Raw genomic sequence first — 15,688 nt, forward strand, 5'->3', positions numbered from 1 at the left:
TTCAGGTCTCGCCTGGTTCCGGTCGTGCTCGCCTGCGCGCGAGGCGGCCGCGTTGCTCGGCCTCCTGCAGGGCGAGTCTGCCGAGGTAGCGCTCCCGCATCTGCTTCATATCGATCTCGCCGCGAACCCATTCGTCGAGAAGCGCGATGAAGGCCGGATCTTCATCGATGGGCACGCCATGGCCTTTCGCCCTGTCGATGGCCCGCTGCGCGATGGATTTCCGGGTGTTGGGGTCCGTGCTCATCTTGCCTCGACTTGGGAGTTATCGGATGGGCGGCGACATCTATCAGGGGGTCGCTCACGCCGCGACTTGAAATCTGTGGCTATCAACAATATCTGAGCATCACTTCCCGTTTCGATGATGTCCTGCCGCCGGGCAACCGCCGCGGCTTTCGATATCGTCCGGGATCAGAGAAAAGGGCGCTCCCCGCACGGGTCGAGCGCCCTTTTCGCTTCGGCCGCTAAGTCGATGTGGATACAAGATACGGATTTCGTTTTCGCTTTTGGCGCCTTGACCGATGCGCGCGCGATGAGACCTGAAGAATAACACTGCGGGAACCCATGCCTTTTTATCTTGTAATCCAGACCTCTCTCATTGAAGCCGACGACGAGGAGGCCGCTGCTCGAATTGCGGTCGACCAGATCCGATCCGGCAACAAAGTCGCCGTCACTGTGAAGTCCGACGAAACGACCGTCTCGCACATCGTCGTTGCTGCGAAACCGGCTATCTCACTCGCAGATCCGGTTGCGGATCCTGAGGATGGCGGGCCGGTTCCGGCCACTCACCCTGCCCCAACGTCCGCGGTCGAGGCCGATCGAAAGGCGACGCTGAAGAGGACAGTGGCTGATGCGTTCTCGCTTCTGAAACGGCGCCCCTAAGTCTTTCAGACGGGCCGCGTCTATACGCAGATCTAGCGCTGCATGATGAACCTCCGCGCCATTTGGCGGGGTAATCGCTGCGATGTAAATTAGAAAAGGGGCGAAGTATAGGGAAAGAAAATGGAACCGGTCGCAGATCGGTCCTCCTGCCGCCGCTTCCGCTCAACCGCCGCCTGTGCGATCCCGGCCGGTTGTCCTTCGCAGGGCAGATGCCCCGCTCGTCCTGCCCAGCAGGGATGCTCGGCCGCAGTTGCGGCAGTTCGGCCGACCCCGCGGTCCCGGAGGTGTCTTCGAGAAAAATGAAGACAGGAAGGGCTGGCAAGGCGCCGGCTCGTAACCCTCCCGAAAGGACAGTCCCATGCAGATCAAGACGATCGATCCCCGCGCTCTGAAGGAAAACCCCGACCGCATGCGTCAGACGAAATCGTCGCCACAGGCCGATGCGCTGATGCTGGCGACGATCAAAGCCGTCGGTATCGTCCAGCCGCCCATCGTTGCGCCCGAAGCGGATGGTGGCAATGGCTACATCATCGATGCCGGCCATCGCCGAGTGCGCCTCGCGATCGCTGCGGGCCTCGGGGAAATCGAGATCCTCGTGGTGGATGCTGCGAACGACAACGGCGCCATGCGCTCGATGGTCGAAAACAGCGTGCGCGAAGCGCTAAACCCGGTCGACCAATGGCGGGGTATCGAGCGGCTCGTCGCACTCGGCTGGACCGAGGAAGCGATCGCCGTCGCGCTGGCGCTCCCCGTTCGCCAGATCCGCAAGCTACGCCTGCTTGCAAACGTTCTGCCGGCGATGCTCGAGCAGATGGCGCTGGGCGATATGCCCTCCGAGCAGCAGTTGCGGATCATTGCTGCCGCCGGTGAGGTCGAACAGAAGGAAGTCTGGAAGGCGCACAAGCCGAAGAAGGGCGACACCGCTGCCTGGTGGTCGATCGCCAATGCCCTGACCAAGAAGCGCATGTATGCCAAGGATGCCAGCTTCGGCGATGATCTGCGCGAGGCCTATGGCATCGAATGGGTCGAAGATCTGTTCGCGCCGGCCGACCAGGACAGCCGCTACACCACCAACGTCGAAGGTTTTCTCGGCGCCCAGCACGAATGGATGACGTCCAATCTGCCGAAGCGCGGCGCGATCGTCGAGGTCAACAGCTGGGGTCAGCCGGAACTGCCGAAGAAGGCAAGCCAGGTCTACGGCAAGCCCTCGAAATCCGACAACACAGGCCTTTATCTCAATCGCGACGGCAAGGTTCAGACCGTCTACTACCGCATGCCCGAGGCGGCGAAGCCGAAGGGCGACAGTGCAAATGGTGCCGAGGGCGCCATCAATGACGATACCGGCTCAACACCGAAGGCACGCCCGGATGTTACCCAGAAGGGTCAGGATATGATTGGCGATTTCCGCACCGACGCCCTGCACGATGCCCTCGGCCGCGCTCTGATCGAAGACGATATGCTGATGGCGCTGCTCGTGCTTGCCTTCGCGGGACAGAACGTTCGCGTCGACTCCGGCGCGGGCGGCAACCTTTACGGCGGTGCGCGCTTCGGCCGCCATGCCGCTCGCCTCTTCACCGAGGATGGCAAGCTGTCTTTCGACATGGATACAGTTCGCGGCGCTGCACGTGCAGCCCTGATCGACGTGCTCTCATGCCGTCGCGGCATGTCGAACAGCGGCGTCGTGTCCCGTGTCGCCGGCCAGGCGATCGGTGCGGACAGCTACCTGCCGAACATGGGCATGGAGGATTTCCTCGCATCCCTATCGCGTCGGGCCCTTGAAACCGTCGCCAAGGATGCCGGTGTCGAGCCGCGTGCGCGTGTCCGCGAGACCCGCTCAGCTCTCGTCACCCACTTCGAAGGCGATACGAACCTCGTCCATCCGTCTGCTCTGTTCGCGCCGGAGCCGACGGAGGTTCTCGCCCTCCTCAAGCATCTTGATCACGAAGCGACCCCGCAGGACGAGGGCGAGACCGACGATGGCACTGACGGCGGTATCGTCGCCAATGACGGGCATGGAGAGGTTGATGTCTCCGACATGGTCGAAGCGGATGAGGGTCCGGGCACGCTCGACGACCACGAAACGGCCTACGGGATCGCGGCCGAGTAATCCCACCAGTCCTTTCCAAATCTTCCGCTCCGCCGCCGGTCATCCCGGCGGCGGTTTGCTTTTCAGACCTTCAAACAAAGGAGCCCGACCATGAACGGAGCATCATTTACCTCCGCCACAGACCCAGTATCCATCTCCTCAGCCGCCGATGGCGTCGAGTTCGGGACAAGCGCCGACGGATTTCCTGTTGCACGCATCGGCGAAATCCTCCTCGGCCTGATCTCCAACGGAAGCGGCGACTTCTTTCTGGCCAGTGCTTGGCGCATCACCAAGCCGTTAGCCGAAGTGCGGCGTCACCATTTTTATCGCCACGATGGGCGCGTGAAGGACGAAGCGGCGTTCCGTCTCCGCGCAATCGAGACCGCGGAGCACATGCGGGAACTTTCAGCCTTCTCCCGCATCCAGACACGCATGTCGGCAAGCACGCCATGGGGCGGCTCGCAGCTGGCGACGATCTATGCCGAGGGAATTGTCAGCCACTCGACCTCAGGACATGGCGGCTTTCATCTTTCTCCCGATCGAAATCTTCAGGTCGATGCCTCGGTTCGCAGCGCGGGCGGTTGGTACGAGGAAGATAGCGAATGGGCGATCGTCGCCTTGACGTTCCCGGATCTCTTCACCGGCTACGAGCGCCAGTGCGCCAATGAGGCCGCGCGCAACACCTTCCCGGATTATTGGGAGAAGCTTCGCGGCCGTCAGCTCAGCGCCGGGGAATCCTGGTTGAAGGATCGCGCTGAGTTTGATCGCGTGCATGCTGACGACTGGATCGTCATCTCTGCAATCATCTCCTCTCACCACTCCGGCATGACTGAGGTGTTCGCCAAGAGAGGCGGCAATCGCGAATCCCAGCGAGAGGAGCGTCGCTTTCTCGTTCCTCATGAAGAATATGGTAGGCGCGGTCGCTTTGGCTTTGTCATCGATCTCGCGCGTCATGCCGCCTATGATGGTCCGTCGAGCTTCGTCGGTTGGAGCGCGAGGGCGGCATGATGGCACCGGTAATGTCACCCGAAACCCAGCTCTCTCGCATGGAGGACGCCCGCCGTCAGACCCAGAGGCAGTTGGAACTCATTGACAGGCAGATCACCCGCCGGATGACGGCAATCCTGCCGAAGCTTGGGAGGCGCCAGACTGGCTACCATCGCGGAAAGGCGCCCGATGGCCGCACCCTGCTCGAGCGCTATCGCACCAACCTAGCCGGCCTCACAGCAGAGCGTCAGCCAGAGGCCGAAGCCCTATCAAGAAAGCTGGCTCGACAGGACGCTGCGATCGCAGCGCTGCGCGACCGTTTATCTTCTGCCGGCCCACACTCGAGTCCGGAGGGCTGATGACATGGCAACAATAGGTGACCTCGAGCGGAACGCCGGGATCGGATCTTCCAATGCTGAGCGAACTGCGTTCTGGCTGCGGTTTCATCATCTCGAAGGGAAAGCATGCCTTGACGCGGGCGTGGCCGAGCTCAAGCGCATGATCGCAGAGCGCAACGGGACCGAATTGCGTGCTGCCAAACACAGGCGCCAGCAATGGCCAGCCCCGAGCGACGATCAGGAAGCTGCACTACAAGCGTATGCCGCCAGGCATGGACGACGCTGGAAGAGCATCCTCAGCGATGTCTGGATGGGGGGTGGACCGCCTTATGACGATGGCGGGATCTTGCGCGGTCTCCGTAACACCCATGGTCCCACATGGCTTCAATCCTACCGGTTGCCGAAGGCAGTATTGCGGAGCCAGTCCGACGGGAACGCAGCGGTCTCGCATGTGGGCATCGGCAAAAGCGAGGAGTAGAACGGGCTGGAGCCATATCCTTGTCGTGTCCGGTGATGGCACCGTGACGGTTTGTCCTTCGGTTTTGCTGCGGTCTGAGCCAGCGGCCGTCCACTTCAAGGCCGCTATCGCGCCGCGGGGCGGCCGGAACCCGCCGTCCTGCGCGGAGCAGTTCCGCTCGGCCTCGCAGGGCGGTTGCCCTGCTGGCTCGCAGATCGGCTCCGCTTGGCCTGGCACGCCCGGACCTTGAAGCGCCCGTCTTCCGCCGGTTCGGGTCGACCGCACCGAAGGGCAAGCCGGCACGGGGCCGGAACCACTTCGGCTCGAAAGGAAGAGACATGGCCAAGCCCGTAACCACTCGCCAGACCGCCCGGGTCGTCCAGCTCCGCAAGGGCGCCACCGTCGAAATGGTCCGCCTCACCTGCCCAGACAGCGCCCAGGCGATCAAGATCGCCGAAAGCTTCGGGACCGCCGTCATCGACAGCGAGGGGATCCGCGACCTCCACGAACGGCTCATCACCGAGACCGCGGATGCTCTCAGCGAAGGCCTCGGTGACCGGGCCATGCAGATCCACCTGCAGCGGCAACATCTTCGATTGGGAGCCCCCTCACTGAGGGCAACCGATAGCGCCGCGCCATTATCGACCGTCGCGGTTCTCCTGTGATCCCATTTCATCGACATCAGGGATGGTGCGTCTAGAGCGTCGTGCCGCAACCTGATGCCGCCAGAATTTTCCCCGCCTTCGGCTTCCTCGCGCAGCAAAATTCAGTCGTTCTCAGGTCCTCCGCTTCGCTGCGGTCGTGCCGATGCAGCACTCCTTCCCGAGGCACATCTCATCCCCGCGATGAAACGCAATCACAGGAGAAAGATCATCCAACAGCTCGCCAAATTCCTCGCCGCTACCGGCCGCCGCCTGCGCACTCTCGGCAAGGTCGTCGGTCACTTCGTCCGCAAGGGTAAACTCGGCCTGAAGGTCGCGATCAAGATCCCCTTCTTCGTAGACATCGAGGTCAACTTCGAGACCGACTGGAACCGGCGCCCGTAAGGCGCCTCGGCCCGCTTTGGCGGGCCGGATCCTCAGCACCAGGGCTCGCGCCGGCCCGACCAGGTCCGCGCCAGGCCTTCCGACACCAGCCGATCGCCGAGGCTTCGTCCTTCCCGGACGAGAACCCGGAGCTTGCGGCCGTAACGATCCGTATCGCGGCCTGGCCACGCCTGGAGTTGGAATGGTCCCTCGTTGACGAGCTCGATCAACCGCTCTGTTGCCTTGTTGCCAAGTGTCAGTTCCGACGCGCATTTCGGGGTGCTGATCTCCGGGGCGTCGATATCGGCAACTCTCACCTTCTGGCCGTAGATCCACAGCGTATCACCATCGACGACGCAGTTGTAACGGGCGCCGGACGCACATTTGGGGTACGTTGCGGGTAGACCAGATTGAGCCGCTTCAACATGCGGGACAATCAAGATTGCGCCTAGCAGAACAGCGGCGGAAATGACGCCTGTCAGAATTGATTTCACCTGATTGCCCCAAGCTCGATGACGGTAGATGGAGCGCAACTATCAGATTCGCGGGTTGCAGCTGACCGCGTTCGATAGCCTCGAGCGCGCTTCTGTCGGGTCAGGTCGAGGAAGAGGGCGACCGCATCCTGCTCCCGCTCGAAGTGGTGGGTCAATGTCTGGCCCTTGCTGCCGATCCGTCCCCATCGCCGGGTCAGGCAAAGTTCACCGAACAGGTTGGCCTCGATCGACATGGCATAGTAGCGAGCCATGTTCTTGGCGCGGTCCTTGCGTTCGACATAGAGCTGGTAGGGCTGTGCGATCATGACTGAGAATCGCGCGTACGGAGTCCGCGGTCCAACGACAATTATGAATCGGTTTCGCGTGATCGATTCAATCTGGTGAAGCGTTCGAAACGTTAGGTCTTGGGCGATCCGCCTTCGGCGTACGGCTCTATTCGCCACGGCGAACGAAGCCCGCAAGCGGTCTTCGTCCATTTCGGTCACGATCTTCTCGCGGTCACCGCGGCATTGATCAGTACCCGAGATAGCCGAGGATATCCGCACCATAATATTCCCCCTCCTCGTCGGCATGAGCAATGACCTCACCAGCAGCTTCATCGACCAATGCCTTGTCATCTTCTCGGACGGCCGCCACTTCGTGGATGCGGCATTCCTCGATCGCGTCTTCAGCCGAAACCTGAGCCTCACAGGCTTCCCAATATCGCATTGATGGATCCTCCCGCGTTTAGTTCGGTTCGGCCGAAGCTGAGACTTCTGGACGATCACCGCGCTGTTGAAACCTGTTTTCGCCGACACATGACTTCATGTCCGACCGGCGGAACCAGATCGCGCGGCCGCATCGCAATGGCGCGTTGCCGGCGGTGAAGACGATCTGCTCGTCAGCACGCATGCGAAGGACTTCGTGCGGTTGGATCAACTGCCTTGAAGCGAGCTGTTTCGAGCGGGTTCGTGACGACCCGCGCGATTGGAAACTGCGGCTGACCTGGTCGATCTCGACTGTCGTCGTGCCACATCGACGGGAGATATAGTCTGCGGTTTCCGGATCGTTGATTGCCGCAAACGAGATCCAGCTGGCGCTTTCGAACCATTTGCTGGACGCGTCACGACCGCCGTAGGTTTCCCGCAGCTGGCCGATCGACTGATAGATCATCGTGAGCGTGATGCCATATTTCCGGCCGGCGTCGCGCGCCGTCTCCAGCACCCGCATGTAGCCGAGCCTCGCCACCTCATCGAGGAGAAACAGTGCCCGGCCTTTGATCGCCCCGTCGCGATGGTAGATCGCGTTGAGGAAGGAGCCGATGATGACGCGCGCCAGGCCGGCATGGGTTTCCAAAGCCTTGAGGTCGATATTGATGAAGACGTCGGTTTCACCATCGGCCAGCGCCTCGGTGGAGAAGCTGGAACCGGAAACGAGGGCGCCGTAGTTCGCATAGCTTAGCCAATGCGTTTCCTTGATCGCATTGGCGTAGACGCCAGAGAAGGTCTCCGGCGTCATGTTGACGAAAGCGGCGACATTCTCCTTCACGAAATCGGAAGCGGAATTGTCGTAGATCTCCTGCAGGCGCGCGCGGAGCTTAGGTTCCGGCTCTGAGAGATTGGCCCGCACCTGTCGCAGCGTCTGGTGCTTCTCATCGGTATGGCCGGACAGGCAGACGTCAGCGATCATGGCGGTGAGCAGCTGAAGACCGGACGCGCGGAAGAAGTCATCGCGGACGCCGGTCGCGCGACCGCTGTCGCTCATGATCCACGACGCGACGGCTGCGATGTCCTCTTCCTTGGTGCCGCCGTGGCGACCGATCCAGTCGAGCGCGTTGAAGCCGGATTGGGCGTTCTTCGGATCGAGAACGATAACGCGCCGGCCTGCCTTACGCCGATGCTCCATCACCATCGGCGCCACCTCGTTGGACGGATCGAGCACGACGAGAGAGCCGCCCCATTTGAGCGCCGTCGGGATCGTAACAGAGGTCGTCTTGAAACCTCCTGAACCGGCGAAAACGATCCCATGCGATGAGCCGAACGAGCCGTCGAAGCAGAGCAGCGGTGCGGAACCTCCCCTCCCCCAGGAAGTCGGCTCGCCAGGCCGAAACGACGTGGCGGCCGGATCGTCGCGATCGACACGATATCGCTCGCCGATGACGATGCCTCCTGTTTCCGGAAAGAGCTTTTCCGCCTCTTGCATCGTCATCCAATCCGCCTCCCCGTGCAGGGCGCGTTTGCCCCGGATGCGTCTCGGCTCGCTTCGGGTAAAGGCCGCATTGCCCATCCTGGCGACGCGCAGCGCGAAGAAGGTGACGAGCAGCGCGGTGCCCGCTCCTATGATGGTCGAAGGGTCGGCGTAGGACAGAAGCGTCCTGCGCGCGGGCACCTGACTGGCAAAGGTCAACAGACGCGATCCCTCGCGAAGAGCTGCGACGGCGATGACGCCGAGACCGCCCGCGGCAACGCTCCAACCTGATGTCTTGACGTTGATCGATCCCTTGGTGCCGAACAGGAACATGACGCCACATGCCCCGGCGAGTGCATAGGGCAATGCAAGCCCGATCCGCCCCAGCATCAGCTTCGCCTGATCCGTCGTTCCGAATGCTGAGAGCCACCGTTCGATGCCTGGGAAAGTCAAAGCGATGGCCAGCATGGCTACGGCTGGAATACCGGCGACAAGGATCCGCTTAGGCGTCATCGGCGAATGCCTTCGCACCGAGTTCACTCAGACGCGTTCGCTCCGCCTCGTCAGCCTTTATCCGTGCGCTGGCATCGATCAGAAGCCCGAGCAAGAGCGCGCGCTTCTCGTAGCGCAGGCCGGCCTTGACGATCAGGCCGCCAAGTTCGATCTTTTCCCGCGCGTTCTTTTTTCGAGCCTCGGCCGTCGACATCTTTTGCACCCGCTCAAGCCTCAGCAGACCGGCCCGCAGCCTCGCCAGCGCCGTTCGGCGGCGTGGTCGCAGGCTTGCGCCCCTGAGCGGGTCTCGCCTGTGCCCGAAACCGAGCCGCGACTTCTTCGAACGCCGACAGAAGTTTACCCTCCTCTATCTCGATCTCTCCGAGCCCTGCCCGTAGCGCGATCCGACCGATGCGCTCGGCGTCACGTGTTTCGGCCTGCTTGAGTTGCTCCTGCAGGTGAGCAATCTCTTCCCGGATTTTGGCGGTTGGCTTCTTCATGAGCGTTGCTTCCTTGTTCATGATGGTCCGTTGAAGACGAACCCTGCCCCGAATTTTCTCCCGCTGGAAAGGTGCAATGTTGCACCTCGCCAAAGCGCTAGCTTTTGGCGAATGATCCCGCCGTTCCGAAGGAGCGGATCCAAGGGCGCAATTATACGTCGCTGCGCGACGTGCTCGAAAGAGCGGCCTGGCGGGGCCGCATTGTTCTTCGGAGTGATTGGAATCGTTTGCCTAAGGGAGAGTTTCGCTCGTGACAGTCCCGCATTTCTCAGTCAGCATCGTTGCCCGCGGCTCCGGCCGCAGCGCCGTGCTGTCGGCGGCGTATCGGCATTGTGCGAAGATGGACTTCGAGCGCGAAGCGCGAACGATCGACTACACCCACAAGCAGGGCCTCCTGCATGAGGAGTTCGTTGTTCCGGAGGATGCACCCGAGTGGTTGCGGGCGATGGTGGCAGACCGGTCCATCCCCGGCGCGTCGGAAGCCTTCTGGAATTCGGTCGAAGCTTTCGAAAAGCGATCAGACGCCCAGCTCGCCAAGGATGTCACCATCGCCTTGCCGATCGAGTTGTCTGCCAAGCAGAAGATAGACCTCATCCGGGATTTTGTTGCCAGGCACATCACGGCTCAGGGCATGGTCGCTGATTGGGTCTACCACGACGCTCCAGGCAACCCGCACATCCACATGATGACGACGCTTCGGCCACTCACAGAAGATGGTTTCGGATCGAAGAAGGTCGCAGTCCTCGGTCCCGACGGGAGGCCTCATCGCAACGATGCGGGCAGGATCGTTTATGAGCTTTGGGCCGGCAGCGCCTCTGACTTCAACGCCTTCCGCGATGGATGGTTTGCCTGCCAGAACCGGCATCTGGCACTTGCCGGTCTCGACATTCGTGTCGATGGCCGTTCCTTCGAAAAGCAGGGCATTGCGCTGGAGCCGACCATTCATGTCGGAGTGGGCGCGACCGCAATCGAGCGAAAGGCGGACGCAGCGGCAGAGACTGCATCTGCGGTAGCGGTGAAGTTGGAAAGGATCGAACTGCAACAGGAGCGCCGCGAGGAAAACGCGCGGCGGATCCAGCGCGATCCAGGTCTTGTGCTCGATCTCATTACACGGGAAAAGAGCGTCTTCGACGAGCGCGATGTCGCCAGGGTCCTGCACCGATACATCGTTGATCCGGCCGTGTTCCGGGATCTGATGGCGCGGGTTTTGCAGCATCCGGACGCGCTGCGACTGGATAGAGAACGGATCTCGTTTTCCACGGGCGCCCGGTCGCCGGCAAAATACACGACGCGCGATCTCATCCGCATCGAAGCGGAGATGGCGCACCGGGCGGTGTGGCTCGGTCGGCAGCGCTCGTACCATGTTGCCAGCCGTGTCCTCGCCCGGACCCTCGAACGGCATGATCGGCTTTCGGACGAGCAGAAATCGGCGATCGAGCATATCTCCAGTAACAGCCGGATCGCTGCGGTCGTCGGACGCGCCGGCGCCGGCAAGACGACGATGATGAAGGCTGTCCGCGAGGCATGGGAAACCGCCGGATACCGTGTTGTCGGTGCGGCGCTTGCCGGCAAGGCCGCCGAGGGCCTGGAGAAGGAAGCCGGCATTGCCTCCCGCACGCTGTCAGCCTGGGAGCTGCGGTGGGATCAGGACCGGGACCATCTGGACGACAAGACGGTTCTGGTGCTCGATGAGGCCGGGATGGTCTCCTCGCGGCAGATGGCGCGCTTCGTCGAAGCGGCCACGATGTCCGGCGCGAAGCTGGTTCTCGTCGGCGATCCCGATCAACTGCAGCCGATCGAAGCGGGCGCTGCTTTCCGTGCCATTGCCGAGCGGATTGGCTATGCGGAATTGGAGACCATCTATCGTCAGCGTGAGCAGTGGATGCGGGATGCGTCCCTTGATCTGGCGCGTGGAAACGTGTCGGCTGCGCTCGAAGCTTACGAGCAGCGAGACATGGTCCGGACGGCGTGGACAAGGTATGACGCGATCACGACTTTGATCGCCGATTGGGACCGCGACTATGATCCGGCCAAGTCCTCCCTGATCCTTGCCCATCGCCGTCGTGATGTCCGGATGCTGAATGAATTGGCGCGCGGCAAGCTCGTTGAGCGCGGCCTGATGGAGAACGGTCACGCCTTCAAGACGGAAGACGGGCCGCGGCAGTTCGCGGCCGGCGACCAGATCGTCTTCTTGAGGAACGAGGGATCACTCGGGGTGAAGAATGGCATGCTGGCGCGTGTGGTCGAAGCCCAGCCCGGTCGTTTGGCCGCCGAGATCGAGAGTGGCGATGATCGTCGCGTGGTCGTGGTCGAACAGCGCTTCTATGCCAATGTCGATTATGGCTATGCCACCTCCGTTCACAAGAGCCAGGGTGCCACCGTCGATCGGGTGAAAGTTCTGGCATCGAGCACGCTGGACCGGCACCTGTCCTATGTCGCCATGACCCGCCACCGCGAGACCGCCGAGCTCTATGTCGGGCTGGAAGAGTTCGCACAGCGACGCGCCGGCGTCCTGATCGCCCATGGTGAAGCGCCTTTCGAGCATAAGCCAGGCAACCGGGACAGCTACTATGTCACGCTCGGCTTCGCCGATGGTCAGGAGCGCACCGTCTGGGGTGTCGATCTCGCCCGCGCGATGGATGTGGCCGATGTCAGGATCGGTGATCGGATCGGTCTCGAGCGCGTCGGATCCGAGCGTGTCAGGCTTCCTGACGGCACCGAGGCAGATCGCAATTCCTGGAAGGTCGTGCCGGTCGCCGATCTGGCGATGGCGAGAATGCGTGAGCGCCTATCGCGTGACGCGTCGAAGGAAACGACACTCGACTATCAGAATGCTTCCTCCTATCGCGCGGCACTTCATTTCGCTGACATGCGCGGGCTTCATCTGATGAATGTCGGACGCACGCTCCTGCGCGATCGTCTGCACTGGACGATCCGTCAAAAGCAAAAACTGACCGATCTCGTGTCACGGCTCGCTGCCGTCGGAGCGCGGCTCGGTTTGCGTCCGAGGGTTGGCGGAGAGCGCCAGGTTCGTGGCGCGTCGGAAATCCAAAACCAACCCAACTCTGTCGTCCAGGAGGATAGGAAGCCCATGGTTGCCGGCATCACGACGTTTGCAAAATCGATCGAGAAATCTGTAGAGGACAAGGTCTCGGCGGACCCCGCGTTGATGAGCCGGTGGCAGGAGGTCTCCGCGCGCTTCCACCTCGTTTATGCTGACCCTCAAGGCGCCTTCAATAGGGTCAATGTCGAGGCCATGGTCGGCAGTTCTGAGACCGCGAAGGCGACACTGGCGACGATTTCCAAGCAGCCGGAATCCTTTGGACCTTTGAAGGGCAAGACCGGCCTGTTTGCCGGTAAAGTCGAGAGCCAGGCGCGGGAGACGGCGCTCGTGAATGTCCCTGCACTGGCACTCGATCTGGATGGCTATCTGCAGAAGCGGGCCGAGGCTGAGCGTCGTTATGACGCGGAGGAGCGGGCTGTTCGCCTGAAGGTCTCAATCGATATTCCGGCTCTCTCCGGAGCGGCCAAGCAGACCCTTGAACGGGTCCGCGACGCCATTGATCGAAACGACCTTCCTTCTGGCTTGGAATATGCGCTCGCGGACAGACAAGTGAAAGCCGAGTTGGAGGGGTTTGCCAAGGCTGTCTCCGAGCGTTTCGGGGAGAGGACGTTCCTGCCGTTGGCCGCGAAAGAGGCGGATGGCAAGGTTTTCGAGAAGCTATCTGCTGGCATGGCGCCGGCGCAGAAGGCGGACCTGCAGTCGGCCTGGAACACGATACGGACCGTTCAACAGCTCGCGGCTCATGAGCGGACAGTGACCGCCCTCAAACAGGCCGAGACGATGCGTCCGGCCAAGACCACCGGGCTCTCCCTGAAATGAGCACCGACGCTTCAGATCCGCGTCGGAAGTCGCGGGCGGGGAGAGGCGCCACCTTTATCCTGGGAGCGACCGCTCTTTTCGCTAGTGCGGTGTTGGTTGCCGGCTTCGGAGCTGGCCTCAGGATTAACACGACGCCAAGCGAGCCGCTTGGGCTCTGGGAGATTGAGCCGCTCTCTCGGTCTGCTGTTGTCGGCGATCTTGTCTTCGTTTGCATGCCAGACAGCGCCGCGCGCACCCAGGGAAAAGCGAGGGGCTATCTACGATGGGGACCATGCCCGGGTGGGACTGGACCGCTGATCAAGCAAGTCGTTGCGATCGCTGGGCAGCAGGTCGCGATTGACAGGAGCGTATCGATCGACGGGCGGGTATTGCGCAATTCTCGTCTCGTTGAGCGTGACGGTCGGGGCCGGTCACTACGCCCCTATTCCAGTGGAATCGTGCCGCCGGGGCAGGTCTTTCTCCATTCGTCCTTTCCCGGCTCCTGGGACAGCCGATACTTCGGGCCGGTTCCTGCTTCCGGCATCCTTGGAATTGCGCGCGAGGTACTGACCTATGCGCCGTAAATGGATGCTTTCTCTCGCGCTTGTGCTTGCGTCCGGCGTTTCCGGCTATCTTGGTTGGAGTGGGTATGCGTTGGCTCTTCCTGTCGCGATTGCCTTTCCGGCATTGTGGTCAACAGCGCAGAGCCGGCAAACGGCCGGCCTGGTAGCGGTTGCCTACTTTCTGGCCGCATCCCGCGGGTTGCCTCAGGGTGTCGCTGCCTTCTATCAGTCGGACGTCTGGCCCGGGCTGATCTTGTGGCTGGCCGCCTCGATCGGTTTCGTGTTCGTGCACAGTGTCCTCTGGTCGCTTCGTCGCGATAACTGGAACGCGCTACGGTATTCGATCGCAATGATTGTCATGGCCGTTCCGCCGTTCGGAATTGTCGGGTGGGCTCATCCCCTAACGGCCGCCGGCGTTCTTCTTCCGGGATGGGGTTGGGCCGGCCTGGCAGCAATGGCAGCCGGCCTCGCGATCATGACGACTCGCTATTGGCCGGCTGCTGCCATCACCTTTGCAGGGCTCTGGCTCTGGTCAGCCTCATTCTGGACGACACCCAGCTTGGGGCAGCATTGGCAGGGCGTCGACCTGGCGCTCGGCAATAGTCTCGGCCGGGACAATAGTCTTACCCGACATAGTGACTTGGCGGCGACGGTACACAATCAGCGCCGGCGGGACGCAGCGGTGATTTTACTCCCAGAGAGCACCTTCGGGTTTTGGACGCCGACAGTTCGGCGCTTCTGGCAAGACAAGCTCTCAGGGTCAGATCTCACTGTTGTTGCAGGCGCGGCAATCGTCGGATCGGATGGTTACGATAACGTCCTGGTCAGCATCTCGGGACATGGAGCAGTGGTCATGTACAACGAGCGAATGCCGGTGCCGGGGTCGATGTGGCAGCCTTGGCTGTCGATTGTTGGGCGGGACGGCGGCGCTCGAGCGCACTTCTTCGCCAATCCGGTTGCGCCGGTCGGGAACAGCCGGACAGCACCTCTCATCTGCTACGAGCTGCTGCTCGTATGGCCGATCCTGCAATCCATGATCTACGAGCCTGATCTTATTGTAGCCGCGGGAAATGGCTGGTGGACGAAAGGCACTAACATCGTCGCGATTCAACGGGCCAGCGCCGTGGCTTGGGCTCGGCTTTTCGACAAACCGCTCGTGATGTCCTTCAACATCTAACCTGGAGAAAAACAATGGATGCCGCATTCATCGCCAAATGTGCTGATCCCAGCCTTACCCCAGCTATCGTCGAGCAGTTCGTTTCCGCGGTCGGATCGGATGACCCGCTCGCCGTTACCGTCAAATCGGGTGGTCGTGTGGTTCTCATTCCCAAGCCTCGAACACCTGATGAAGCCCTGGAGGTCGTGCGAAGCAATGTTGGTCAGGCCGTGGTGCGGGTTGGGATCACGCAGTTTCCGGCCGGCGTCGGCGTCATCGATGCGTCGGAACTTCAAACGGGCATGTTCGATGCTTGTGAGAACTTGCGTACTGGAACAGGCCTATTCGCAAAGGCCGCTCGGATCGTGACCAAGTGGTATGGCCACCCGACGAATAAGGAGCTTCTGCCGCAGATGCTGGATGATACGATCTACGCTTGGAAGACCGGCACGTTTGAGGGCGAAAGCATTTTCCCCGCCGAGGATCCTGGTGGTCCCACCTTCTTTGGAAAGGCCTCAGCGACGCGAAGCCCGCAGCCGAGCCGTCGAACCCTGTATCGGACAAAGAAGTAGCTCCGCAATCGGGCGAGCCGGACACGGCTGCAGAGGCAGGGATCAGGATCGACTTGTCCCGGATCGGCGGACAGAAATAATGCGATAGAGGGGGCAAACACGTGGCTTTCC

The 15,688-nt window shown here is 61.7% G+C and carries 16 protein-coding genes and 2 pseudogenes; 11 read left to right on the top strand and 7 right to left on the bottom strand.

Features of this window, described 5'->3' with window-relative positions:
- Position 1: 1 nt before the first annotated feature.
- Entirely contained in the window at positions 2-244 is a 243-nt protein-coding gene (locus WGT02_RS38755) for a hypothetical protein (RefSeq protein ID WP_065284742.1), read from the bottom strand.
- 317 nt (positions 245-561) lie between these two features.
- Here WGT02_RS38755 and WGT02_RS38760 point away from each other — a divergent pair, with 317 nt between their 5' ends.
- The 7 genes and pseudogenes from WGT02_RS38760 to WGT02_RS38790 all read left to right on the top strand — a co-directional run bounded on the left by WGT02_RS38760 (position 562) and on the right by WGT02_RS38790 (position 5,793).
- Positions 562-879 (top strand): hypothetical protein, encoded by a 318-nt coding sequence (locus WGT02_RS38760; protein WP_208245087.1) that lies wholly within the window; start codon positions 562-564, stop codon positions 877-879.
- 358 nt (positions 880-1,237) lie between these two features.
- Positions 1,238-2,986, top strand: coding sequence for a ParB N-terminal domain-containing protein (locus WGT02_RS38765; protein WP_072642069.1), 1,749 nt, complete (start codon positions 1,238-1,240; stop codon positions 2,984-2,986).
- A gap of 90 nt (positions 2,987-3,076) precedes the next feature.
- Entirely contained in the window at positions 3,077-3,973 is an 897-nt protein-coding gene (locus WGT02_RS38770) for a DUF7007 domain-containing protein (protein WP_208245084.1), read from the top strand.
- Positions 3,970-4,311, top strand: a complete 342-nt coding sequence (locus WGT02_RS38775; protein WP_318246616.1) for a hypothetical protein — start codon at positions 3,970-3,972, stop codon at positions 4,309-4,311. The genes WGT02_RS38770 and WGT02_RS38775 overlap by 4 nt, the downstream gene beginning before the upstream one ends.
- Positions 4,312-4,315: 4 nt before the next feature.
- Positions 4,316-4,768 (top strand): hypothetical protein, encoded by a 453-nt coding sequence (locus WGT02_RS38780; protein WP_072642068.1) that lies wholly within the window; start codon positions 4,316-4,318, stop codon positions 4,766-4,768.
- 317 nt (positions 4,769-5,085) lie between these two features.
- Positions 5,086-5,331, top strand: a pseudogene (locus WGT02_RS38785) (hypothetical protein); the annotation flags it as partial.
- 261 nt (positions 5,332-5,592) lie between these two features.
- Complete coding sequence (locus WGT02_RS38790) at positions 5,593-5,793, top strand: hypothetical protein (protein WP_128409067.1); 201 nt, start codon at positions 5,593-5,595, stop codon at positions 5,791-5,793.
- Between the two features lie 32 nt (positions 5,794-5,825).
- Here WGT02_RS38790 and WGT02_RS38795 read toward each other — a convergent pair whose 3' ends face one another.
- The 6 genes from WGT02_RS38795 to traC all read right to left on the bottom strand — a co-directional run bounded on the left by WGT02_RS38795 (position 5,826) and on the right by traC (position 9,424).
- A complete protein-coding gene (locus WGT02_RS38795) occupies positions 5,826-6,266 on the bottom strand; it encodes a thermonuclease family protein (protein WP_011654740.1) in 441 nt (146 codons plus the stop codon).
- Positions 6,263-6,571 (bottom strand): WGR domain-containing protein, encoded by a 309-nt coding sequence (locus WGT02_RS38800; protein ID WP_032981063.1) that lies wholly within the window; start codon positions 6,569-6,571, stop codon positions 6,263-6,265. Before WGT02_RS38800 ends, WGT02_RS38795 begins: the two co-directional genes overlap by 4 nt.
- 208 nt (positions 6,572-6,779) lie before the next feature.
- Positions 6,780-6,974 carry a hypothetical protein gene (locus tag WGT02_RS38805; RefSeq protein ID WP_208245081.1) on the bottom strand — a complete coding sequence of 65 codons (195 nt, stop codon included), beginning with the start codon at positions 6,972-6,974 and terminating at the stop codon, positions 6,780-6,782.
- Between the two features lie 18 nt (positions 6,975-6,992).
- Positions 6,993-8,945, bottom strand: coding sequence for a Ti-type conjugative transfer system protein TraG (gene traG / locus WGT02_RS38810; protein ID WP_130749266.1), 1,953 nt, complete (start codon positions 8,943-8,945; stop codon positions 6,993-6,995).
- Complete coding sequence (gene traD / locus WGT02_RS38815) at positions 8,935-9,138, bottom strand: conjugal transfer protein TraD (RefSeq protein ID WP_208245079.1); 204 nt, start codon at positions 9,136-9,138, stop codon at positions 8,935-8,937. The genes traG and traD overlap by 11 nt, the downstream gene beginning before the upstream one ends.
- Before the next feature lie 13 nt (positions 9,139-9,151).
- A complete protein-coding gene (gene traC, locus WGT02_RS38820; protein ID WP_208245077.1) occupies positions 9,152-9,424 on the bottom strand; it encodes a conjugal transfer protein TraC in 273 nt (90 codons plus the stop codon).
- A 250-nt stretch (positions 9,425-9,674) separates the two neighbouring features.
- Between traC and traA the strand changes: the two genes are divergently transcribed.
- The 4 genes and pseudogenes from traA to WGT02_RS38840 all read left to right on the top strand — a co-directional run bounded on the left by traA (position 9,675) and on the right by WGT02_RS38840 (position 15,657).
- Positions 9,675-13,307 carry a Ti-type conjugative transfer relaxase TraA gene (gene traA, locus WGT02_RS38825; RefSeq protein WP_208245076.1) on the top strand — a complete coding sequence of 1,211 codons (3,633 nt, stop codon included), beginning with the start codon at positions 9,675-9,677 and terminating at the stop codon, positions 13,305-13,307.
- Positions 13,304-13,870 carry a conjugative transfer signal peptidase TraF gene (gene traF, locus WGT02_RS38830; RefSeq protein ID WP_208245075.1) on the top strand — a complete coding sequence of 189 codons (567 nt, stop codon included), beginning with the start codon at positions 13,304-13,306 and terminating at the stop codon, positions 13,868-13,870. The genes traA and traF overlap by 4 nt, the downstream gene beginning before the upstream one ends.
- A complete protein-coding gene (locus WGT02_RS38835; RefSeq protein WP_208245074.1) occupies positions 13,860-15,026 on the top strand; it encodes a conjugal transfer protein TraB in 1,167 nt (388 codons plus the stop codon). Before traF ends, WGT02_RS38835 begins: the two co-directional genes overlap by 11 nt.
- A 14-nt stretch (positions 15,027-15,040) precedes the next feature.
- Positions 15,041-15,657, top strand: a pseudogene (locus tag WGT02_RS38840) (TraH family protein).
- Positions 15,658-15,688 lie beyond the last annotated feature (31 nt).

This window comes from Rhizobium sp. T1470, assembly GCF_042140505.1.
In the GTDB taxonomy this organism is placed as follows: Bacteria; Pseudomonadota; Alphaproteobacteria; order Rhizobiales; family Rhizobiaceae; genus Rhizobium; species Rhizobium favelukesii.